Source organism: Isoptericola halotolerans (genome assembly GCF_003003075.1).
Lineage (GTDB): Bacteria > Actinomycetota > Actinomycetes > Actinomycetales > Cellulomonadaceae > Isoptericola > Isoptericola halotolerans_A.
Window position 1 is genome coordinate 1 of sequence record NZ_PVTX01000014.1, and the last position, 23,194, is coordinate 23,194.

16 protein-coding genes and 1 tRNA gene are annotated in these 23,194 nt (G+C 73.9%); 9 read left to right on the forward strand and 8 right to left on the reverse strand.

The window, feature by feature from the left end; all coding sequences use genetic code 11:
* Positions 1-341: 341 nt before the first annotated feature.
* Together BCL65_RS16555 and BCL65_RS18380 are read right to left on the reverse strand one after the other, a co-directional pair.
* Positions 342-431: transfer RNA gene (locus BCL65_RS16555), tRNA-Ser, on the reverse strand.
* 367 nt (positions 432-798) lie between these two features.
* Positions 799-2,544, reverse strand: coding sequence for a glycosyl hydrolase family 18 protein (locus BCL65_RS18380; protein WP_106269626.1), 1,746 nt, complete (start codon positions 2,542-2,544; stop codon positions 799-801).
* Positions 2,545-2,792: 248 nt separating this feature from the next.
* Here BCL65_RS18380 and BCL65_RS16565 point away from each other — a divergent pair, with 248 nt between their 5' ends.
* The 4 genes from BCL65_RS16565 to BCL65_RS16580 all read left to right on the forward strand — a co-directional run bounded on the left by BCL65_RS16565 (position 2,793) and on the right by BCL65_RS16580 (position 6,833).
* Positions 2,793-3,452, forward strand: coding sequence for a PAS and ANTAR domain-containing protein (locus BCL65_RS16565; protein ID WP_243401133.1), 660 nt, complete (start codon positions 2,793-2,795; stop codon positions 3,450-3,452).
* A 260-nt stretch (positions 3,453-3,712) separates the two neighbouring features.
* Positions 3,713-4,354, forward strand: a complete 642-nt coding sequence (locus BCL65_RS16570) for a DUF4956 domain-containing protein (protein WP_106269628.1) — start codon at positions 3,713-3,715, stop codon at positions 4,352-4,354.
* A gap of 35 nt (positions 4,355-4,389) precedes the next feature.
* Entirely contained in the window at positions 4,390-5,160 is a 771-nt protein-coding gene (locus BCL65_RS16575; protein WP_165800057.1) for a polyphosphate polymerase domain-containing protein, read from the forward strand.
* 20 nt (positions 5,161-5,180) lie between these two features.
* Positions 5,181-6,833, forward strand: coding sequence for a carbohydrate-binding domain-containing protein (locus tag BCL65_RS16580; protein WP_106269629.1), 1,653 nt, complete (start codon positions 5,181-5,183; stop codon positions 6,831-6,833).
* 50 nt (positions 6,834-6,883) lie between these two features.
* On the opposite strand, the gene BCL65_RS16585 is transcribed toward BCL65_RS16580, so the two are convergent.
* Together BCL65_RS16585 and BCL65_RS16590 are read right to left on the reverse strand one after the other, a co-directional pair.
* Entirely contained in the window at positions 6,884-10,651 is a 3,768-nt protein-coding gene (locus tag BCL65_RS16585) for a right-handed parallel beta-helix repeat-containing protein (protein ID WP_106269630.1), read from the reverse strand.
* Between the two features lie 116 nt (positions 10,652-10,767).
* Positions 10,768-12,246: a hypothetical protein gene (locus BCL65_RS16590; protein WP_125206571.1), complete on the reverse strand. Its 1,479-nt coding sequence runs from the start codon at positions 12,244-12,246 to the stop codon at positions 10,768-10,770.
* Between the two features lie 107 nt (positions 12,247-12,353).
* On the opposite strand from BCL65_RS16590, the gene BCL65_RS16595 reads away from it, so the two are divergent.
* Genes BCL65_RS16595 through BCL65_RS16605 form a run of 3 tightly spaced genes read left to right on the forward strand, consistent with a single transcriptional unit; the run spans position 12,354 to position 16,868 of the window.
* A complete protein-coding gene (locus BCL65_RS16595) occupies positions 12,354-13,262 on the forward strand; it encodes a Sir2 family NAD-dependent protein deacetylase (protein ID WP_106269632.1) in 909 nt (302 codons plus the stop codon).
* A gap of 3 nt (positions 13,263-13,265) precedes the next feature.
* On the forward strand, positions 13,266-15,401 hold the full coding sequence (locus BCL65_RS16600; protein WP_106269633.1) for an acyltransferase family protein: 2,136 nt from the start codon (positions 13,266-13,268) through the stop codon (positions 15,399-15,401).
* Between the two features lie 9 nt (positions 15,402-15,410).
* Positions 15,411-16,868 (forward strand): phytoene desaturase family protein, encoded by a 1,458-nt coding sequence (locus BCL65_RS16605; RefSeq protein WP_106269634.1) that lies wholly within the window; start codon positions 15,411-15,413, stop codon positions 16,866-16,868.
* A 16-nt stretch (positions 16,869-16,884) separates the two neighbouring features.
* Here the strand turns inward: BCL65_RS16605 and BCL65_RS16610 are convergent, their stop codons facing one another.
* The 4 genes from BCL65_RS16610 to BCL65_RS16625 all read right to left on the reverse strand — a co-directional run bounded on the left by BCL65_RS16610 (position 16,885) and on the right by BCL65_RS16625 (position 20,354).
* Entirely contained in the window at positions 16,885-17,814 is a 930-nt protein-coding gene (locus tag BCL65_RS16610; RefSeq protein WP_106269635.1) for a DUF4097 family beta strand repeat-containing protein, read from the reverse strand.
* Positions 17,811-18,470 carry a response regulator transcription factor gene (locus BCL65_RS16615; RefSeq protein ID WP_106269636.1) on the reverse strand — a complete coding sequence of 220 codons (660 nt, stop codon included), beginning with the start codon at positions 18,468-18,470 and terminating at the stop codon, positions 17,811-17,813. The genes BCL65_RS16610 and BCL65_RS16615 overlap by 4 nt, the downstream gene beginning before the upstream one ends.
* Entirely contained in the window at positions 18,458-19,849 is a 1,392-nt protein-coding gene (locus tag BCL65_RS16620) for a sensor histidine kinase (protein ID WP_106269637.1), read from the reverse strand. The genes BCL65_RS16615 and BCL65_RS16620 overlap by 13 nt, the downstream gene beginning before the upstream one ends.
* A 70-nt stretch (positions 19,850-19,919) precedes the next feature.
* Positions 19,920-20,354, reverse strand: coding sequence for a nucleoside deaminase (locus BCL65_RS16625; protein WP_106269683.1), 435 nt, complete (start codon positions 20,352-20,354; stop codon positions 19,920-19,922).
* Positions 20,355-20,614: 260 nt separating this feature from the next.
* Here BCL65_RS16625 and BCL65_RS16630 point away from each other — a divergent pair, with 260 nt between their 5' ends.
* Together BCL65_RS16630 and upp are read left to right on the forward strand one after the other, a co-directional pair.
* Positions 20,615-22,432 carry a hypothetical protein gene (locus BCL65_RS16630; protein WP_125206572.1) on the forward strand — a complete coding sequence of 606 codons (1,818 nt, stop codon included), beginning with the start codon at positions 20,615-20,617 and terminating at the stop codon, positions 22,430-22,432.
* 123 nt (positions 22,433-22,555) lie between these two features.
* On the forward strand, positions 22,556-23,191 hold the full coding sequence (upp, locus tag BCL65_RS16635; protein WP_106269639.1) for a uracil phosphoribosyltransferase: 636 nt from the start codon (positions 22,556-22,558) through the stop codon (positions 23,189-23,191).
* Positions 23,192-23,194: the final 3 nt, after the last annotated feature.

The following is a 23,194-nucleotide window of genomic DNA, read 5'->3' on the forward strand; positions in this document are numbered from 1 at the left end:
CGCCACACCGAAAGCCGCCCCCGACCCCACCAACCGAACCGACAGCCACGACCGGCTCCGCCGCGACAAGATCGACAAGACCGGATGCGTCACCCTGCGCATCGCTGGCAAGCTCCGACACATCGGCATCGGACGACCCCACGCAGGAACCCACGTCCTGCTGCTCGTCCACGACCACGACGTGCGCATCATCAACGCCGCCACCGGCGAGATCCTGCGCGAGCTCACCATCGAACTCACCCGCGACTACCAGCCACGCGGCACCACCACCACCGACACAAGACAAAGGCCCGAACCCACATTCGTGGGTCCGGGCCTTGCCGATGTCCTGAGACATCACATGGCGGTAGCGGTGGGATTTGAACCCACGGTGGCTTTGACACCACACAGCATTTCGAGTGCTGCACCTTCGGCCGCTCGGACACGCTACCTCGCCGGACCAACCGGCCCACCGAGGATACCGAACCAGGCGGCATCCACGAAATCCGCGGCGCTGCGACCTCGATCACCACGCAGCAGGCGATGAGGCACGCGCGCGCCGCATCGTGCGAGGCACCGAGACTCGAGCCCCAGCGGCGAGTTCCGGGGCCAGTACACGCACTGGTCCACAGGACTGGAACCTCGACGACGTCCAGCTGGACCGAGCCCGCCGCTGACGCCACGTGCCGCCGTCGGGCACGACGACGGGCGCCGAAGCGAACCCTCGCGGGGCTACTACCTCGGCGCCCGTCGCACTACCTCGGCGCAAGCGCCCCTACCTCGGCGAGCGGGGCCCTACCTCGGCGGAGGGTGCTGCGCTCAGGCGCAGGGCACGCCCGCGTCCCACGCCCCGGTGACGGACGTGCCCGGCACCTCGCCGCGGGTCCACCACATCGCCGTGTGGTTCACGCCGGCCCGTGAGACGACGTCGCCGGACGTGTAGGTCGCGGAGGCGTCGAACGCCTCGCGGCACTCCTCGGCCGCCACGGGGTTGTCTCCGTGCACCCCGACCTCACGCCACGGGTCGCGCTTGGCATCGGCGCCCGGCTCCTGGTTCCGCGTCCACCACTTCGCCTCGTACTCGACGCCGTTGTGCGACACCACGTCGCCGGCGGTGTACACCCCGGAGGCGTACCAGGGCGCGGCCCCGTCACCGGCCACGAGCGGTCCCGGTGCCGCAGCCCGGAAGGTGTCGGCCAGTGCGCCGCCGAGCTCGTTGCGGTAGTCCCCGGCGATGTCCCAGAAGTACGCGCCACCGAACCCGTTCTCGGCGAGCCACTCGGCCTTGGCCGTCACGGAACGCGGCGTGTCGAGGCTCCACCACTGGTCGCCGTCCCACCGGTAGGCGGCCACGGCCTCGTCGTCGTAGTACTCCTCACCGACGGTGCGCAGCTCGGAGTAGTTCTTCACGCCGATCGCCCCGCTCGCCGGTGCGCCCGGCGTCGGGTCCTCCACGCCCTCCCAGCCCTGCCCGTAGGCGGCGAGGCCGAGCACGATCTGCTCGTCGCGGTACCCGGCGGCCCGGTAGGCGCCGAGCAGCCCGTCGGCCGCGAGCCCCCAGTTCGCGTCCTGGTCCGGCGCGTCCGGCCAGGAGTACGGGTGCAGGTTGCCCTGGTGCCCGGTCCGGTCCGCCACCCAGGTGCCGTGGTAGTCGTAGCCCTGGATGTTGAGGAAGTCGACGACGGCGGCGAGCCGGGGGTCCACCCAGCCTCCGTTGGTGCGCGGGGCCCAGCCGGCCGGCGCGAACCCGGTCAGCAGGTAGTCCTCGCCGTCGACGGCGGAGCGCTCGTCGAGCTCGGCGCGGAACAGCTCCATGAGGGCCAGGAAGTTCTCCTGGTCCACCTCGGGGTTCGGCGACGGGTGCTCGCCGGTGGCGGCCGGCCACTCCCAGTCGACGTCGAACCCGTCGAAGATCCCGGCGGCCACGCCCTCGCCGCCCTGGTCGCCGTAGACGGGCAGGTTGCCGTCGAGGTAGATGTCCAGGCAGGACTCGACCAGCCGCTCGCGGCCGGCAGCGGTCGAAGCCGCCTCGGAGAAGTTGTCGGACCAGGTCCACCCGCCCAGCGAGACCATGATCTTGAGGTCGGGGTACAGCTCCTTGAGCTTGCGGAGCTGGTTGAAGTTCCCGGCGAGCGCCTGCCCCTCGACGTCGGCCACGCCGTCGACGGCGTCCTCCGCGCCGACGAGGCGCAGGTAGTCGTTCTCCGGGTCGCCCTCGGGCTGGCCGGGGTCGACGCCGTCGTCGGGCACGACGCCGTCGCTGATGTCGCAGACGAGGTCGCTGGTGACGTTGCCGAACGCGTACGTGAGGTGGGTGAGGTCGGCGGCGGCACCGGTCCGCACGAGGTCGGCGACCTCGTAGTCGTGGGCGCTGCCGGGCGCCCAGCCCGGGAAGTAGCCGAGCGTGGTGTAGCCGTTGACGCCGTCGGCGTCATGGGTGGATCCGGCGTCGGGCGTGGGGGTCGACTTCGCCGCGGCGGCGGGCGCGGCGAGCGCTCCGGCGGTGAGCGCGGTGACGGCGGCGGCGGTGGTCAAAGTGGTCAGGACGGACGTGCGCTGTTTCATCGGGAGCCTCGCTGCTTCCTCGGGGTGCGACCCGGAACCGGGTTTGTTCGGTCCCCTGCACATTAGCGGCGCGCGGTCGCGGGCGCTAGAGGCCCGTGAACCGCAGCGCTCGCCAGGGTCGCGTGAGGGCTTCGTGAAAGGGGGCCGCTCAAGACGCTCCGCACCACGGCTCTCGGTAACGTCCAGAACTCCGAGGGGGCGATCTGTTGCACGACCCGGCGGCGCCGGCCGCTACACAGGAGGAATCGATGAAAGCAGGACCACCGACGAAAGCACTCGAGAACAGCATCGCGATGGGCGATCGCACGCCCGCCGGCCGTTACGCCGTCGAGCTCGCCACCGAGGAGTGGTGGTGGTCGGACGACACGTATCGCATCCACGGCTTCGAACCCGGCGAGGTCAGGCCGACCACCGCACTGGTCCTGGCCCACAAGCACCCGGACGACCGGCACCGCGTGGTCGGCCTGTTCGACGACGCCCAGCGCACCGGTGAGCCCTTCTCCACCGTGCACCGCATCGTCGACGCGCACGGTGCGCCCCGCGTGGTCTCGGTCGTCGGCGAGGCCCGGCACGACGCCCACGGGGCGATGACCAAGCTCGCCGGCTACGTGCTCGATCTGACGGGGAGCGTCGACCGGTTGGCCGCCGAACGGGCCGACTCCTCGATCCGAGCAGCGGCCCGCAGCCGTCGAGACATCGAGCAGGCCAAGCTGCTCGTCACGCTCGCTCTCGAGGTGGACGACGACGAAGCCTTCAGCGTCCTGCGCCACCACTCCAACACCACGAACGTGCCGCTGCGCGCCTTGTCGCAGCGGCTGGTGCGCGAGGTCGTGTCGGCGCCCGACCGGCCGTTCGAGGCCTCCCGAGTGCTCGCCGTGCTCGAGGCGCCGACGCCGGCCCTGCACTGACGCCTCGCAAGGCCGTTCGTGGCACGAGCGCCCGGCGTCACGCACCGACGCTGTCGGTGAGGTCGGCACCGGTGCTGACCCGTGCGCAGTGGCTGCAGCAGAACGTCTCGTCGTCGACGGCGTGCTAGCCCGGCCTCCAGCCGGCTCCCAGCCGCCCCAGCAAGACGCCAGGCCCGTCCCAGGTCCGGCCGGAGATCGCGGTGTCCACTGGGTGTCCGCCACACCCACGGACCGCACCGGTCCTCGACCCGGGAGCCCTGATGACACCCGCCCTCCTCTACGGCATCGACCTCGTCGCCGTCGCGATCCTGACCTTCGCGATCTACTTCCCCCGCCACCGCCGCCGTGACCTCGTCGTCGCCTACCTGGGCGTCAACGTGGGGGTGCTCGCGGTGTCGGCGGTCCTCGCCTCGAGCTCCGTCGCCGCCGGCCTGGGCCTGGGACTGTTCGGCGTGCTGTCGATCATCCGGCTCCGCTCCGACGAGCTCTCCCAGCGCGAGGTCGCCTACTACTTCGCGGCGCTGGCGCTCGGGCTCCTGGGCGGGCTCGGCGAGGCGGTCGGCTGGCTGAGCATCGCCGGGTCGGCGCTCGTGCTGGTGGTCATGGCGGTCGCGGACCACCCGCGGCTGCTGTCCCGCCACCACAGCCAGACGGTCGTGCTGGACCGGGCCGTGACCGAGCACGACGCGCTCACCGCCACCCTCGAGCAGCTCCTCGGCGGCACGGTCCACACCGCCACCGTCCAGCGTCTCGACCTCGCCGACGACACCACCCTGGTCGACGTCCGGTACGAGCTCCCCCGCCGCTCCCGCAGGACCCGGTCCGACGGCGACGCCCCGGCCGGCCGCACCGCCGTCGGCCCCCGGCCCGGCACCGTCGCCGAACCGGTGGCGGCCCGGTGAGCGGCCCGGTGAGCGGGCCGGTGAACGGGCCCCGCGTGGAGCAGCACGTGGCGAGCTGGCCCGCGGTCGGCCTCGACGAGCTCGACGACGTCGCCGCCCTCCAGACGCGCGTGGACCGCAAGTACGTGCTCGGCCCTGCCGAGGTCACCGCGCTCCTGGACGGCGTGCGCGCCGACCGGCCGCGCGTGCTGGAGATCGACGGCCGCCGCACGTTCGCCTACGCCTCCACCTACCTGGACACCCCCGACCTGACGACGTTCCACCAGGCCGCGCGGCGGCGCCGGCGGCGGTTCAAGGTCCGCACCCGCACGTACGTCGACACCGGCGGCACGTTCCTGGAGGTCAAGACGCGCGCCGCCCGCGGGGTCACCGTCAAGGAGCGCAGACCTGCAGACCCCGTGACGCTGACGCTGCGCGACGACGACGCCGCGTTCGTCGACGACCGACTCGCCGCCGCCCGGCTCGCCGCACCGCCGTCGTCGGCCGACCTGGTCCCCGTGCTCACCTCGCGCTACCGCCGCACCACCCTCCTGCTGCCGGACGCGCGCCTCACCCTCGACACCGCGCTCACGTGGAGCCTCGCTCCGCGGCCCGACGGCGGCACGCACCCCGTGGCCGACGTCGGCGACCTCGTCGTGGTCGAGACCAAGGCGGGGACCGCGCCGTCGTCGGCGGACCGTCTGCTGTGGCGGGCCGGGCACCGCCCCGACCGCATCTCCAAGTACGCGACCGGGCTGACGCTGCTCCGCCCGGAGCTTCCCGACCATCCCTGGCGCCGGCTCCGCCGCGACCGCCTCGCCGCCTGACCACCCGGAAGGAACCCCTCATGAACCGCAGCTCCCTGCCTCGCTGGGCCCGCACGGCCCGTACCCGCTTCCTCGCCCTCGTCGCCTCCGGCGCGCTCGCCCTCGGCGCGCTCGGCGCCTGCAGCACCCCGACCGGCGAGGCGGCGGCCGCCTCCGACGGCTCCGTGTCCCCGAGCGGCGCCGCCGACCAGGTGGTCACCACCTCCAGCTCCGGGCTCACCGCGGCCGAGGTGCTCGCCGAGAACCTCGACGCCTCGCAGACCGTCGCGCTCGCCGACACGGCGTGGGAGACGGATGACGAGGTCGCCGTCGACCTGGACGCGCCCGCAGCGACCGACGGCGTGGAGGTGGACGGCGAGACCGTCACCCTCACCTCGCCCGGCACCTACCGCCTCTCGGGGACGCTCGCCGGGCAGGTCGTCGTCTCCGCCGAGGCCGACGGCGTGGTGCGGCTCGTGCTCGACGGCGCCGACATCACCTCGGCCACCGGCGCCGCGATCGACGTGCAGGACGCCGACCAGGTCTCCGTGGTTCTCGCGGACGGCTCGGCGAACCGGCTGGAGGACGCGACCGAGTACGCCGACACCACCAGCGAGAACGCGGCGAACGCCACGCTCTACTCCACCGCGGACCTGGCGATCTCGGGCTCCGGTGCGCTGGAGGTGGTGGGCCACGCGAACGACGGCATCACCGGCAAGGACGGGCTCGTGATCACCGCGGGCGACCTCACCGTGGACGCCGCCGACGACGCCGTCCGCGGCAAGGACTACCTGGTGGTCGCCGGCGGCACGCTCGACCTGACCGCGGGTGGCGACGGGCTCCGGTCCGACGACGACTCCGACGCCACCGCCGGGTACGTCGCGCTGCTCGGCGGCGACGTGACCGTGGCCGCGGGATCGGACGGGGTCCAGGGCTTCACCGACGTCGCGGTCTCCGGCGGCAGCCTGACCGTCACCGGCTCCGAGGAGGGCATCGAGGCGGCGGTGATCGCGATCTCGGGCGGCACGGTGGACGTCACCGCCACCGACGACGCCGTCAACGCGACCGTCAAGGAGGCCGGGTCCGACTCCGAGGAGTCCACCGCGGACGCCGACGCCGACGGGTCGGCCACGGAGGAGTCGGCCGAGCAGGCCGGTCCGGGCGGCGGAGGCGGCGAGGCCGTCCAGGCCGGGGCGTCGCTGACCGTCACCGGCGGCGTGCTGACTGCGTCCGGCGGCGGCGACGGGCTCGACTCCAACGGGGTCATCGACGTCTCCGGCGGCACCATCGCCGTCGCCACGTCGGCCGCCGGCGGTGGCGAGAGCGCGGTGGACGCCAACGGCACGGTGACCAGCACCGGCGGCTGGCTGCCGCTCGACGCCGCGGCCGACGCCGGTTCCACGATCACGGTGCTGGCCGACGACGGCACGCAGGTGGCGTCCGTCGACACCACCACCGCCGCGCTGCCCTCGCTGAGCCTCACCGCGGACGGCATCACCGCGGGCGAGAGCTACACCGTCGCCGTGGACGGCGAGGAGGTGGGCACCGCGACCGCCGAGGAGTCCCCGGCCAGCGCCATGGGTGGCATGGGCGGCGGCCCGCCGGCCGGAGAGGGCCGGCCGCCCGCCGACGGCGAGCTGCCCGACGGCGAGCTGCCCGGCGGGGCCCAGCCGCCGTCGGGCGCCGACGCCTGACGCAACGGGTGCGGAGCGGCCGGCGTCGGCCGCTCCGCACCCCGGGTGGCTCAGCCGATCCCGAGCAGGCGCCAGAGCCAGTCGAGCAGGCGGTCGGCGATGTCGCCGAGCCAGCCGCCATGGCCGCCGTCGTTCCCTCCGCTGTGACCCTTGCCCTCGACCGTCACCGGTTCCGAGACCGCCACGACCGGGTCGGCGCCCGCGGCCACCGCGGTGACCTCGACGGTCAGCTCGTGGCCCACGTCCGCCCGCTTGACGCGGTAGGTCTCCTCGGCGCCCTTCCGTCCGATCGGCTCGCCGTCCCGCAGCCACCGGTAGGAGTACTCCGCCGGGACGGACCACTCGCCCGGGTCGGCGACCAGGCGCGCACCCTTGACCGCGTCACCGGTGATCGAGGGCGCCACCGTGTTCTCCAGCGGCGCCTGGACCTCCGGGAACAGCTCGATCTCGGTGGGTTCCGGGTTCGCCACGAGGCGCGCCCCGGTGTCCGACGGCGCCACGTCCGTCAGCTCGTACAGCCCGTGCATCTCGATCGAGCCGTCGGCGGCGATCTCGGGCCGCACCGCGGAGGAGTCGGTCGTGACGAACCAGTCCTCGCCCACCTCGGCCGGGCGCCCGTCGGAGGTGTCCGCCGTCGTGCCGTCGAAGTAGTTCGACGGGTCGGTCAGCAGCGACGTGTCGTCCTGGGCCAGCGCCAGCACGTCCGCCGCCGCGGACCGCCACGACAGCACCCCGGTGGCCTCGTACGCCGTCGAGCTCGCGTTGGTCTCCAGCCGGACGCCCCGCTCGTTGTCGACGGAGGTGACGCCGTCGAGCCGGATGTCCGGGCCCGAGTTGGACGTCACGCCCGTGGCGAGGTTGCCGAAGCTGACCGCGTTGCGCAGCAGGTGGTCACCCGGCATGGACTCGCCGCCGAGCTTGAACCCGTTGCCCTCGCCGGTCCGTGCCGGGTCGGCCTCGAGCCAGCCGTTGTCGTACGCGACCGAGTCCTCGACCACCACGGTGCCGATCGGACCGGTCGTGGACTTGGCGAACAGGTCCCAGCCGTCGTCGATGTTGTGGTGGGCGATGTTATAGCGGAACACGTTGCCCTCGCCGACGGTGAGCTTCGCCGCGAACCCGTCCGCGTCGTTGCCGCCGTCGTCGGCGTTGTTGTGCGACACCGAGGACACCACCAGGTTGTGCGACGGCCACATCGACGGCGGCTCCGTAGACCGGCCCGAGATCTGGATGCCGGTGTCCCGGTTGTGGTGCGACTCGACGCGCTCGACCACGTTGTGGTGCCCCTCGACGAGCATCGGCTTCTGCTTGTCCGCGGACCCCGTGATCTCGAGGCCGTACACGTGCCACCAGTCGCCGCGGATCACGAGGCCGCCGTCCGGCGACGCCGACAGGTCGAGCACCGCGCGGGTGCCCGGCTCCGACATGATCGTGATCGGCGCGTCCTCGGTGCCGTCGCGGCCGCGCTCGGCCACGACCGCCCGCTGCGGCGTGTAGGTGCCGTCCGCCAGCACGATCTGCTGCCCCGGCTGGGCGAAGCCGACGGCGGTGTGGAGGTCGAGCGGGTCGGCCTGCGTGCCCGCACCGTCCGGCGAGCCGTCGGGCGCCACCCGGATCGACTCGCCCGGCTCACCGTAGGAGCGCACCGTGAACGTCAGCGGGACGTCGACCGGGTCGGTGGACTCGATCCGCTCGTACTCCCCGAGCTGCGGCTGCTCGGCGTCGGGCAGCAGCCGCGCGGTGAAGGAGTTCTCCCCCGGCTCGAGGCCCACGGTGACGAGCTCCCGCTCGCCCGGCGCGAGGTCCACGCCGTCGACGACGACGTCGCCGTCGGCGTCGAGGATCTGCCCCTCGCCGTGCATCGTGGACACCAGCGGCACCTCGATCTCCCGCAGCGGCGTCGTGGACGTGACGTCGACCTGGAGGTCGGCCGGCACGTACTCGATCGGACGCTCCTGCGCGGGCTCGTCGTCGTCCGGGTGGATCGTCGTGAACTCCCAGTCGGTGACCGTCACCTGGATCTTGCGGGCGGCGGCCATGCCCACGTAGAAGGCGTCGGGGTCCTGCTGGAGCAGCATCTCCGGGTCGTACTGGATGACCTCGATGTCCTCGCCGTTCTCCCCGGCGCCGTTCCAGACGGCGTGGAACCCGGTGTTCGACCTGCGCAGCGTCAGCTCGTAGACGTCGCCGTCGCCGAACTTCGGGCCCGTGATCTCCGGCCGGTAGCCCGGGTCGAAGACCACCGAGTCGCTCTGGTCGCGGGAGCCGGCCGTGTTGTCGTCCGTGGCGCCGGTGTAGCCGTGCACGAACCGGGCGCCCGGCATGCCGTTCACCACGTCCTCGGTGCCGTCGCCGAACCGGGTGAGCAGCGCGCCCGCCGAGTTGAAGTACCGGTGGGGCGAGGACTCGGCCACCAGGTCGTCGATCGCCACGACGCCGAACCCGGACTGGTTGTCCTTGGCCGCCGAGTCGTCCACGCGGAACGTGGCGGTCAGCGTGAAGTTCTCCGTCGCCGGGTCGATCTTCGTGAAGTAGTACTGGAAACCGTCCTCGGAGGTGGCCAGCTTGGTGGAGCTGTCCCGGGCGTCGAAGGTGATCGTCCCGTCGCCGTTGTCCGTCACGGAGCCGCCGGATCCCGCGTTGGAGCCGACGTCCGCGATCTGCCAGCGCTCGACCGCGTCGGCCACGGTCACCTCGAAGGGTGCCCCGGCGGCCTCGTCGGTGCCGCGCTGCGCGACGACGCGCACCTGGTACGTCTGGCCCACCGTCAGGCCGGTGACCTCCGCGCCCGTGCCGGTCACGCCGTCGACGGCGGTGGTGAAGGTGGTGCCGTCGGTGCTGGTCTGCACGGCGTAGGTCTCGGCCTCCGGGGTGGCGCCCCACTCGACGGACACGGTGCCCTGCCCGCCGGAGACGGCGGTGGTGAGCGCGCCGGTGACCTCGGGGCCCACCAGGGGCAGCGAGAACGCGCCGGTGGGCACCCGCTCCGAGACGAGCGCCTCCGCCTCGCCGGAGCGGGTCAGCCGCACCTCGACCTCGTACGTGCCGGAGGCCGGCGGGGTCAGCGAGATCGTGCCGGACGGCCCTTCGGCGGCGGTGAAGTCGCGGTCGACGAGCTCGCCGGCGCCGTCGAACAGCAGGGCGTGGGCGATGTCGGCGCCGTCGGTGCCGACCAGGCCGCTGTAGGTGACGTCGAGCAGGGCCGGGTCCTCCGGGTCGACGGTGACGCCGTCGACCACGGGGGCCGCGACGTCCGCCCACGGGGCGCGCGCCACGTCGTCGTCGGCACCGAGCTGGGCGGCGTAGACGTTGACGCCCGAGGAGGGCGAGGACAGCCAGTAGGTGCCGGCCGCGGGGACCTCGAGGACCTCGGTCGCGACGGGGACGCCGGAGTCGTCGGCGAGGGCGGGCACGGAGTCGACGACGGTCCAGGACTCGTCGAAGAGCGCGAGCGCACGGTCGCTGCTCCCGCTGCCGGAGCGCGCGTGGACGACCACCTCGGTGGGGGCGTCGGCGGTGAACTGCAGCGACCGGTGCTCGGCCGTGCCGGAGCCGTTGAGCTTGAGCCGCTGGGTGAACTCGTCGCCGCGGTCGGAGGTGCGGCTGCTGCCGTCGACGTCGACGTCCTTGCCCTCTGCGGCCTTGACGGTGAAGTCGCCGGCGACGACGTCGCTCGTGTACTCGCCGGCGGCGAGGTCGTCCGCGCGGAAGGCCGTCTCCGGGCCGGCGGCGACCGCCGCGACCGCGGAGCTGACGGTGAGGGCCGCTGCGGCGACCACCGCCCACGACGCACGGAACCTGGTGGCTGTCGGTGTCATGGCTCTCCTCGTCGAGATGCGCATCGCTCGGCGTCGAGCGTGCGAGAAACCGGTTTCCCGTACGGTAATCGCATTCCCGGCTCGCGGTCAAGGGGCCACCGGCCGCGAGGCGCGCTTCAGCGCGCCGTGACCGCCACCTTGGCCTTCGACGGCCGCAGGTGCGCCACCGGCGACCCGGGGTACTTCACGATCCAGGTACCCGACGCCCTCACCACGAAGGACCGCCGGAACCGCCCGTCCGCACCCACGGTGTCGGTCCCCTTGAACACCGGGCCGCGCGAGCCCTTCGGGTCGAAGTAGAACTTCACCTTCTCCCCCGCGGCACCGCGCCAGCCGCCCAGGTTCCACCGGTCCAGCTGCGACGGCTTGCGCAGCGTGCCGGACACGGCGACCCGCTCACCCTTGCGGACCGACGCGTCGCTCACCCGCACGTTCGTCCGCGTCGCCTTGCTGACCCGGAAGCTCCCGGTCCACGAGGTCGGGAAGTAGGTGAGCGACGTCCCCGACGACGTCCGGACCTCCGGGTCCGCCCACACCTCGACGTCGTAGATCCCGGCAGGTTCGTCCGGCCCGAGGTACAGGTGTGCGTACACCTTGTTCGCACCGTCCTTGCGCACCTCCGAGCAGCTCCCCTCGTAGCTGCCGAGCCGGCTCTCCACACAGACGTCCGTCGTCCGGTGATCCAGCCGACCGGGTCCGGAGGCGGACCACTCGACATCGACACGGGTCTTCGTCGACGACCCCTTGACGACCACGTCCCGCGTGCGGACCTTCATCGTCACCTTGGTGCCGTCCGTCGTCCGGCTGCGCGTGAACCGGTGGTCGACGGCCGGTTCCTTCGCCCCCGTCGGCCGTGCCCACGACGGCGCCTGCTTCGCGCTCCCTCGGTAGGAGGCGCTCCACCGCCCCTTGCCGCGGTCCCGGAGGACCTTGCGGAACCGGCCGTCGCTGTCGGTGCGGACGGTCGTCACGTACCGAGCCCCGGCCTTGCCCTGCGGGTCGAACGACAGCCGCACCGTGGCCTCCGCGACGGGTCGTCGAGCGAGCGCCGTCCGGTACTCGACGTCCTGCCAGCGCGTCACCTGCCCGGTGACGACGGCCTTCCCGCCCGACCGCTTCGCCGTCGCCGACGCCTGGGTGGCTCGTCGCACCTGGAACGACACGGCGTTCTCGCGAACGATCTGGTAGGGCTGGCCGTCCACCGTCGTCCGCAGCTCCACGATGGCGACGTAGGTCCCGGGCCGGTCCTCGGCGGACATCACGAAGTCGGCGTAGGCGCGCCGCTCCGACGTCTTGACGAGGTAGACGGCCCCGAGCGAGCTGGAGCCAGGTCCCTGGGCGGACACCACGCTCGTGCCGTCGCCGTCGAGCGACAGACGCTCGCGTGGGTGGTCGAACGTGAACCACATCCGGGCCACCCTCGGCGACGGTCCCACGACGACGTCGGCCATCGACACGGTGACCTGGAGGTCGACCTCCCTGTCCGTGAACGTGCCGGTCCCCCGGGGCGCGGCCGCCTCGGCCGGCACCAGACCGACGAGGAGGAGCGAGAGGGCGGCGAGGACGACGGTGACCACACGGGACGCTCGATGCACGTCCAGACGATCCCAGCCCGCGCCCCGCATGTACACCAACCGCAGGTGAACTTTCCGGGGCAGCCGTCCGCCCGCCGTCCGCCCCGCGTCCGTCGTACGCTCGAACAGTGCAACCCGCCGCCCGTCCGCTCGCCCCCACGTACCAGGAACGCCGCTGGGAGCTGCCGCCGGACGCGGTGATCCACCACGGCACGGTGGACGACGCCGCCCGCCTTCTCGAGGGCCGCACGCTCACCGCCCTGACCGGCGCCGGGATCTCCACCGACTCCGGCATCCCCGACTACCGCAGCCCCGACTCCCCGCCGCGCAACCCGATGACGTTCCAGCAGTTCGTGGGCGACGACGCGTTCCGCCGGCACTACTGGGCCCGCAACCACGTGGGCTGGCAGCACGTGCGCCGCACGCACCCCAACGCCGGGCACCGCGTGCTCGCCGAGCTGGAGGAGCGCGGCATCGTGCGCGGCGTCATCACCCAGAACGTCGACCTGCTCCACGAGGACGCCGGCTCGCGCACCGTCATCGACCTGCACGGACGCTACGACAGCGTGATCTGCCTGCAGTGCGGGCGCACCATCTCCCGCGCCCACCTGGCCGAGCGTCTCGACGCGCTCAACCCGGGCTTCGTCGAGTCCGTGCTCGACGGCGGCACCACCGTCGCGGACATCGAGGTCGCCCCGGACGCGGACGCGGTCATCGCCAAGACCTCGCACTTCCGCCCGGCGGACTGCGAGTTCTGCGGCGGGGTGCTCAAGCCGGAGATCGTCTACTTCGGCGAGAACGTGCCCCGCGCCCGGGTGGACGAGGCCTACGCGCTGGTCGAGTCCGCCGACGCCCTGCTCGTCGCGGGCACGAGCCTGACCGTCATGAGCGGGCTGCGGTTCGTGCGCCGGGCCGCCAAGGCGGGGCAGCCGGTCGTCATCGTCAACCGGGGCGAGACCCGCGGCGACCCCCTCGCCACGGTCAAGGTGGACGCCGGCGTGAGCGAAACCCTCGTCGCCCTGGGTGAGATGCTCTGACGCGTGCCAGCACCGTCCTCCCCGCGGACCGACATCCAGGGCCTGCGCGCCCTCGCCGTCGCCGCCGTCCTCGGCTTCCACCTGTGGCCCGCGTCCGTCACCGGTGGCTACGTCGGCGTGGACGTGTTCTTCGTGGTCTCCGGGTTCCTCATCACGAGCCACCTGCTGCGCCGCCCGATCCGCAGCGGTCGTGACCTGCTCGGCTTCTGGGCCCGCCGGGTGCGCCGGCTCATCCCGGCCGCCAGCCTGGTGCTGCTGGTCACCCTGGTCGCGTCGGCGGTCTGGCTGCCCACCACCACGCTGGTGCAGGTCGGGCGAGAGGTCCTCGCCTCCGCGCTCTACGTCGAGAACTGGGCCCTGGCGAGCGCCGAGACGGACTACCTGGCCGCCGACCAGCTCCACTCGCCCGTGCAGCACTACTGGTCGCTGTCCATCGAGGAGCAGTTCTACCTGGTGTGGCCGCTGCTGCTCGCCGCGGTCGCGTGGGCCGGCCTGCGCGCCCGGCGCCGGCGCCGCGACCCGGAGCGCACGACGGCGGCACTGGCGGTCGCGCTGACCGGTGCGGTCCTGGTCGCCTCGCTCGGCTGGTCGGTGTGGATGACGTGGGCGGAGCCCGCCGCCGCGTACTTCGTGTCCACCACGCGGTTCTGGGAGCTGGCCCTCGGCGGCCTGCTGGCGGCCGTGCTGGCGCGGCGGGCCGTCCGGGCGCCGGTCCCGGCCCAGGTGGGTGCCGAGCCGGGCACGCCGCGCTCGGCCGGCGTGCTGCGCGTGACCGCCGCGTGGGCCGGGCTGGCCATGATCGCCGTCGCCGTGCTGACCTTCGACGCCGCCACCCCGTTCCCCGGGTACACCGCGCTGCTGCCCACCGTCGGTGCGCTGCTGGTCATCCTCGCGGACGCCGACCGCCTGCGCGGCGGGCCCGGCGGTGCCCTGCGGTGGCGGCCCGTGCAGTGGCTGGGCGACACGTCCTACTCGGTGTACCTGTGGCACTGGCCGCTGATCGTCGTCGTCCCGTTCGCCCTCGGGCGCGACCTCGGCACCGTCGACCTCCTCGCGATCCTCGTCGGGACCCTGCTGCTGGCCTGGTTCTCCCAGCGGCACGTCGAGGACCGCCTGCGGTTCCATCCGGCCCTCACCCGCCGCCTCGGGGCGACGTTCGCCCTGCTCGGGGCATGCGTCGTGGTCGTCGGGGGCGCCGCCGTCGGCGTCTGGGTGACCGCGAGCGCCGCGGAGCGGGACGCCCTGGCCGAGGCGCGCACCGCCGTCGCGCAGGCTGCACCGTGCGTCGGTGCGGAGGTGGTGCGTGACGACGACTGCGCGGACCCCGGCCTGCTGCTCGGGCCGACGGCGGCCGCGCAGGACAAGCCCGTCGTGTACGCCGACGGTTGCTGGAACAACGCCCCGTTCACCACGCGGAACACCTGCACCTACGGCCCCGGGACGACAGACGACACCGAGGGCACCGAGGGCCCGACGGCGCGTCTCGCCCTGGTGGGCAACTCGCACGCCGGGCACTGGGTGCCGGCGCTGGAGGACGCGATCGCCACCGACGGCTGGCAGCTCGACACGTACCTGCAGTCCGTCTGCTACACCGTGGACGCGCCGATCGAGTTCCCCGGCGAGGGCGTCTCGGAGGCGTGCCAGGCCACGAACCGGTGGGCCGTCGGCAGCATCGTGGCGGGCGGCTACGACCTGGCGATCATGTCCGACCGCACCGACCAGCACCTGGCGGGCGTGCCCCGGGAGCAGCAGGACGCCGCGGCGGAGGACGCCTACCGCGAGACGCTGGCGACGTTCACGGACGCCGGCATCCCCGTGCTGGTGCTGCGCGACACCCCGGCGATGCCTGAGAACGTCCCCGACTGCCTCGCCCAGCACGCCGGCGACCCGGACGCGTGCGGCGCCCCGCCCGCGCAGGCGCTCGAGCCCGACCCGCTCGCGGCGGCAGCACGCGCCGACACCACCGGCCTGGTCTCCGTGACCAGCGTGGACCACCTCATGTGCGACGAGATCTGCCACCCGGTGGTCGGCGGCATCACCGCGTACTTCGACCACGGTCACCTCACCGCCACCTTCGCCCGGACGCTGGCGCCCGAGGTGACGGGCGCTGTCCGCGCGGCGCTCGAGGGCCCGCCGTAGGCTGCAGAGATGCTGGACGCCGTGGTGGTGGGGTCGGGCCCGAACGGGCTCACGGCCGCCGTCACGCTCGCACGCGCAGGCCTGGACGTCACGGTCCTGGAGGCACAGCCCACCGTCGGCGGAGGTTCGCGCACGCTCGACCTCGGCCTGGCCGACGGGATCGTGCACGACGTCTGCTCCGCCGTCCACCCCATGGCGTGGGCCTCGCCCGTCCTGCGCGCGTTCGACCTGCCGGCCCACGGTGTCGAGCTGCTGACCCCCGAGATCTCCTACGCCCAGCCGCTGCCCGGGGGGCGGGCCGGCCTCGCGTACCGCGACCTCGGGCGCACCGTCGAGCACCTCGGGACCGACGGCGCCGCGTGGCGCTCGCTGCTCGGCCCGCTCACGGAGCACTGGCAGGCCGTGGTCGCGCTCGCGATGAGCGACAAGCGCTCCTGGCCCCACGGACTCTCCGCCGGCGGCGGCGCGGTGGCGGCGGCACGCTTCGGCCTGGCGGTGGCCGAGCAGGGCACCGAGATGTGGGGGCGGCGGTTCCGCACCGAGGAGGCGGCCGCGCTCCTGACCGGGGTCGCGGCGCACGCCATCGCACCGCTGCCGTCGATGGGCGCCGCCGGGACGGCGCTGCTGCTCGGCACGCTCGCCCACGTGGGTCACGGCTGGGCCGTCCCGCGGGGCGGGTCGGGCGCGATCACCGCAGCCCTGCAGGCGGAGCTCGAGCTCCGTGGCGGCACCGTGGTCACCGACCACCCGGTGCGGTCGCGCGCCGACCTGCCGCACGCCGCGACCTACCTGTTCGACACCTCGCCCGACACCCTGCTCGACGTGATCGGCGAGGACCTGCCACCGTCCCGGCGGCAGGGGCTGGCACGGCTGGGGCGCGGCGACGCCGCCGCGAAGGTCGACCTGGTCCTGTCCGGCCCGGTGCCGTGGACCGAGCCGGAGGTCGGCCGGGCGGGCACCGTGCACGTGGGCGGCACCCGCGCCGAGATGGCCCGGGCCGAGGCGGCCGTCGCGGCCGGCGACCACGCCGAGCAGCCGATGTGCCTCGTCAGCGACCCGACCGTCGTCGACCCCTCCCGGGCGGCCGGGGGCCTGCGCCCGCTGTGGACGTACGCGCACGTGCCCGCCGGCTCGACCCGCGACGTGACGGACGACGTGCTCGACCAGCTCGAACGCTTCGCGCCCGGCGTGCGGGACGTCGTCGTCGCCTCCCGGTGCACCCCGGCCGCCCGGCTGGCCGAGCACAACGCCAACCTGACCGACGGCGACATCGCCGGCGGGCGCGTCACCCTGTGGCGGATGATCGCCCGGCCGACCGCCCACCCGAACCCCTACCGGCAGGGCGTCGGCGTCTACCTGTGCTCGGCGTCGGTGCCCCCGGGGCCCGGCGTGCACGGGATGGGCGGCTGGCACGCCGCCCGGCACGCGCTACGGGAGGTCTACGACCTCCACCCGGCGGCCCTCTGAGCCGGGCGGTGCGGGCTCACGGACCGAGGTAGGCCACGTCACCGTTGGAGCTGCGGACCTCGACCGTGCGGGTGGCGGACGGGTCCGTGTCCCCCTCGACGGTCTCGCTGCCGTTCGACGTGCCGATCGTCAGCGCCACGGGCTCCCCGTCACCGATCACCGTGACCGAGCCGTTGCTCGAGCGGGCCACGACGTCCCCGCCGACCGCGGACACGTCCACGGACCCGTTGCTCGTCCGGGCCAGGACCCCCTCCCCGACGTCGAAGACCTCGACGTCCCCGTTGCTCGAGACCGCCGAGACGCGGCCCTCGACCCGCTCGACCTCGACCTCGCCGTTCGCGGATCGGGCGTCGACGTCACCGCCGATCTCGTGGAGCGACAGGTCCCCGTTCGCCGAGCGGGCCTCGAGGTCTCCCCCGATGGCACCGGCGACCACCTCGCCGTTGGCCGAGCGCAGCTCGGTGTCGGCGTCGAGCCCGGACGCCCAGACGTCCCCGTTGCCGGTGCGGGCCTGCACCGCCGTCGCGGGCGGCACGACGGCGTGCAGCTCGCCGGAGCACACCCAGGAGAACCAGGCCCACGCCGGGCACTCGTTGGTCAGCACCAGCCGGTCGCCCACCTGCTCGACCGCGTACCGCGGGGAGACGAGGCCACCGTGGGCGACGACCTCCACCTCGATCCCGGTGATCGCGTCGTCGGCGCGGACCTCGACGTCGCCGCCGGCCACCAGGTCCAGGGCGGCCGTGGCGTCGTAGTCCTCGCGGGTGGTGGTCGTCGAGGACAGCCCCCAGTCGACGAGGTGCAGCGCGGCCCAGGCGACCAGCAGGCCGCCCAGTGCCAGCCCGACGGTGAGCAGCACGCGCCCCCGCGGGCCGCCCCGCGGGGCGGGCGGTGAGCCCCCCGGTGCGGGCTCGGCCGGTGCGAGGTCGGGGGTCGAGGTGGTCATCGCAGGTCTCCGTTCAGGTCGAGCCAGCGCAGGACCACGAGGACGCGCCGGTGCGCGTCGGCGTCGGGCGGCAGGCCGAGCTTGCTGAGGATGTTGGTCACGTGCTTCTCGACGGCGGCCGGTCCGACCACGAGCCGGTCGGCGATCGCGGCGTTGGACCGGCCCTCGGCCATGAGCGCGAGCACCTCGCGCTCGCGGGGCGTGAGGTCGGCCAGGTCGTGGCGCGAGCGGGCGAGCACCTGGGAGACGACGTCGGGGTCGAGGACGGTGCCGCCGCCCTCCACGCGCTCGACGGCGTCCAGGAACTCGTCGACGTCGGCCACCCGGTCCTTGAGCACGTAGCCCAGGCCGCGGGTGCCGCGCGCGAACAGCTCGGCGGCGTAGCGCTGCTCCACGTACTGCGAGAGCACCAGGACCGGCAGGTCCGGGTGCAGGCTGCGCAGGTGCACGGCCGCCCGCAGGCCCTCGTCGGTGTGGGACGGCGGCATGCGCACGTCCGTGACGAGCAGGTCGGGCAGGGCGGCGCCCGGGGCCGTCAGGGCGGCGACCATCTCCTCCGCGGTGCGGTGGCCCGTCACGGCGTGCCCCTCGGCCTGCAGCAGCCGGGTGAGGCCGTCGAGCAGGAGGACGGAGTCCTCGGCGATCACGATGCGCACGGGAGCTCCACGGTCAGTCGGGTGCCGGCGTCGGCCGGGCTGGTCAGGTCGAAGGTGCCGTCGAGGGCGGCGACGCGCCCCCGCAGGCCCGCGAGCCCGCCCCCGGGCGCGGTCCCGGCACCGCCGCGGCCGTCGTCGGTCACCTCGACGCGCAGGGTCGGCCCCGCAACCGCGGGGTCGTCGGAGGCCTCCGGGACGACGACGTCCGCCCGCACGTGGGCACGTGACGCGCCGGCGTGCTTGGCGACGTTCGTCAACGCCTCCGCGACGACGAAGTAGGCGGCGGCCTGCGCCGTCGTCCCCGCCGCCTCGAGGCCGGACGTCTCGACCCGGACCAGAACCGGGCTGCGGGCCGCGAGCGCCGAGAGCGCGGCGTCCAGGCCGCGGTCGGAGAGCACGGCCGGGTGGATGCCGCGGACCAGGTCGCGCAGCTCGGCGAGCGTCTCCTTGACCTCGCCGTGCGCGTGCTCCAGCGCGGCGACGGCGGCGGCCGGGTCCCGTTCTGCCGCCCGCCGCGCGGTGCCCAGCGTGACGCCCAGGGCCACGAGGCGCTGCTGGGCACCGTCGTGCAGGTCCCGCTCGATGCGGCGCCGCTCGGTGTCCGCGGCTTCCAGGGCGGCGGCGCGGGTCTCAGTGAGGACGTCCGCGCGCCGGGCGGCCGCGGCGGCGGCCGACTCGGCCACGCGCGCCTCGGACTCGGCGACGGCCTGGGCGGCCCGCGCCTCCGCGGCGGCGGACGGGCCGAGCAGCGCCCGCGCGAGGCGCAGCGTGGTCAGCGTGCCGGCCTGGGCGCAGAACGCGGCGAACCAGGGGGCCGCCACGACGGCGAGCGCGCCGAGCAGGAGCAGCAGGGCTCCGGCCGTGGAGGCGTCGCCGGTGCCGCCGTCCAGGAGGAACCGGACGGCCAGCACCACGCCCCCGACGGCGCCGGCGGCGAGCGCCACGACGAACGCGAGGTAGACGCTGGTCAGCACCAGCACCACGGCGGCGTAGGCCGTGGCCCGCCAGCCGACAGGATCGGTCGAGGCCGCCCACAGCCGGGCGGTCCAGCGCCGTTGGGCGGGACGTCGTCGGGCGGGGGCAGGGACGACGACGCCGGTCTGCGCGGCGAGGCGGGCCCGCTCGACGTCGCCGTACGCCCGGGCGAGGGCGAGCGTGGCCGGCAGCAGGACGAGCCCGAGGCCGAGCACCGGGACCATGGCCGCCGCGGTGACGACGGCGATCACCACGAGGAGGCCGGCCGTCAGGGCCCAGGTCCAGCCGACGGCGAGCTGCGCGACACCGCGGTACGTGGCTGCGGCGAACGGGGCGCGGAAGAACCCGGGGTGGGTCGTCAGCGCCGGCGCGACCCGGTGGCCTACCGGCTCCGTGGTGGTCATGCCATCGACCCTACGGAGGTGGGGACCCGAGCGGAATGCGGTGCACCCACGGGTCGGGGTCGGGTTGTCCCTACCCTCGGCGGGAGTCGAAGAACGCGCGCAGCACGGCGGCGCACTCCGCGGCGCGCACGTCCGCCACGACCTCGACCGCGTGCAGCGCGCGCTGGTCGCGCACCATGTCCCAGACGGACCCGGTGGCGCCGGCCTTCGGGTCCCACGCGCCGAGCACCAGCCGGTCGACCCGCGCCGCGACCAGCGCCCCTGCGCACATCACGCACGGCTCCAGCGTGACCACGAGCGTGCAGCCGTCCAGCCGCCACCCGCCACGCGCCGACGCCGCCGCCCGCAGCGCCAGCACCTCGGCGTGGGCCGTGGGGTCGCCCGTCTCCTCGCGACGGTTGCGCCCGGTGCCGAGCACCCGTCCGTCCGGGCCGACGACGACGGCGCCCACCGGCACGTCGCCCGTGGCGGTCGCGTGGGTCGCCTCGGCCAGGGCCACGCCCATGAGCTCGTCCCAGACGGCGCGGCGGGCACCGAGGGAGAGCGGCGGGAAGGCGTCGTCGCCGCCCGGGGCTGGCCGGTCGGCCGGGAGCTGCTGCACACCGCCAGGTTACCGAGCGCGGTCTGTTGCCCAGGACAATTTCAGCCAGGTCGGATCTTTCACCCAGGGTAGACATGATGCTCTAATAGCATGCGTCCCCGTTTCCTGCCCGCTGAGCGCCTCGGTCCGCGCTCGCGTCCACCCGCTGAAGGGATCACACAGCCGTGAAGAGAATGCTCGCGAGCGCCGCCACCGCCGCGCTCGCACTGGGGGGGCTCGTCGCGACCGCGATGCCCGCCTCCGCCCATACGCCGAACGTCGACGCGAACTGCACGAGCCTCTCGCTCGACCTCAAGTGGTACCAGGAGGGCGGTGACGGCAAGACCAACACGGTGACGGTCACCGTCAACGGCGAGACGGTGCACGAGGAGCCGTTCGGCGACGGGTACAGCACGTCGGTCCCGCTCGACCCGACCCGGGACAACAAGTGGGTCGTCCAGGTCGACGCCTGGGACGGCGACACCGGCACCGAGTACGACGAGACGCGGGACGGCACCACCACGGCCTGCCAGGAGCCCGAGCCCGAGCCCGAGAAGCTCGAGACCGCGTTCTACGTGTACCCGAAGCTGCGCGCGAACGAGCCCGCGGCCTGGCACAACTCGGGCTTCCAGACGCTGATCACGACGCGCGACGGCGAGGAGTTCTGGGAGACCCTGCCGGAGGAGTACCCCGGCGACCACTTCAACATCGAGGACCTTCCGGCGGACGCCTGCGAGTCCTGGGGCGTCCAGCAGGACGTCGTCCGGACGCAGGGGGACTTCGCGTGGTCGGAGTTCATCCACATCACGTACCCCGACGGCCCGCTCTTCGACTGGCGTCTCAAGGCCGACCGCCACACCGACCTGAGCAACTTCCTGCCCGAGTGCAGCGACGAGCCGACCGAGACGCCGGAGGAGCCCGAGAAGCCGGAGGAGCCCGAGCTCCCCGAGACGCCCGAGGCCTCTGAGCCGCCGGAGGCCCCCGAGCCCGTCACCCTGCCGGCGCCCTCGTCGGTGGAGGACTGCGAGGTCGGCAACTCGGTCGACCTGCCGGAGACCGCGCACGCCACGTACACCGAGAAGTGGAACGACGACCGCACCGAGGTGACGGTCACCGCCACGCCGGCCGAGGGCGTCCAGCTCGCCGACGGCGCCGAGACCGAGTGGACCTTCACCTTCACCGGTGAGATCTGCGCGAGCGAGCCCGTGGTCGTGACGCCGGAGCTGCCCACCGTCGTCGACCTGTGCGGCACCGAGAGCGACGACATCCGCGTCCCGGTGGACTCGGACGAGGTCACCTACGAGAAGACCTCCGAGGGCATCGTCGCCACCGCCGCCGAGGGCTTCGCCTTCGACGAGCTGCCGGCCGGGTACAGCGCGGTCGACACCACCTCGGCGCTGTACACCGTCTCCGAGAGCACCTTCACCGACGAGATGTGCGAGCTCGTCCCCGGGGACATCGGCGCCGTGTGCGACGCCGAGACGCCCTACCTCGTCTACGGCGTGACCCTGCCGGAGGGGGCCCCGGCCCCGGGCGAGAACCCGCTGACCGTCACGTTCATCAACCCGGGCGGCGGGAACGACCACGTCACCACCGATCTCCCGCTCGAGGGTCGTCTGCTGTGGCCGGGCGCCTCCGCCGAGGAGCCGCTGCAGTGGCCGGGCTGGGAGCGTCTCGAGGACGGCTCGTACGTCGAGACGGACGGCAACTTCGCCTGGACCCGCGACGGCGTCCAGGTCCGGTTCGAGGTCAACCCGGACTACTCGACCGTGGTCGAGTACCCGCCGGCCTCCGAGGAGTGCGCCGACGCGCCCGCGGACATCCGTGAGGCCGCCGCGCAGACCGTCGTCGACGTCCCCGAGGACGCGCCGGAGGTCGCCGCCGAGGAGGACGAGCTCGCCCTGACGGGCGCGACCGTCGGCGTCGCCGCCGCGGTGGCGCTCCTGCTGGTCGCCGGGGGTGCCGCACTGTTCATCGTGCGTCGCCGGCTCCACCAGGGCTGACCCGCTCCCTGAGCACTGACGGCGAGGGGCCCGACCGGTGATCCGGTCGGGCCCCTCGGCGTACTGGCGGCCGCGCCGCAGTACGCCCCGGTGCGCCCCGGTGCGCCCCGGTACGGTGTGACCATGCGCCTGCACGTCACCGACCACCCGCTGGTCGCCCACAAGCTCAGCGTCCTGCGGGACGAGTCGACGCCCTCCCCCATCTTCCGGCTGCTGGTCGACGAGCTCGTCACCCTGCTCGCGTACGAGGCGACCCGGGACGTGCGGACCGAGCCCAAGGAGATCAGGACCCCGGTCACCACGACCACGGGGGTCAAGCTGAGCGACCCGAGCCCGATCGTCATCCCCATCCTGCGCGCGGGCCTGGGGATGCTGGACGGCATGACGCGGCTGCTGCCGACCGCCGAGGTCGGGTTCCTCGGCCTGCAGCGGGACGAGGAGACGTTCGAGGCGGTGACGTACGCCAACCGGCTGCCCGACGACCTCACCGACCGCCAGGTGTTCCTGCTCGACCCGATGCTGGCCACCGGCGGCACCCTTGTCGCGGCGATCGACTACGTGCTCGAGCGCGGCGCCCACGACGTCACGGCCGTGTGCCTGCTCGCCGCGCCGGAGGGCCTGCAGGTGGTCCAGGACGCGATCGGCGACCGCGTGGACGTGCAGGTCGTCGTCGCCGCCGTCGACGAACGGCTCAACGACAAGAAGTACATCGTGCCGGGCCTCGGCGACGCCGGGGACCGCCTCTACGGCGTCGTCTGACCG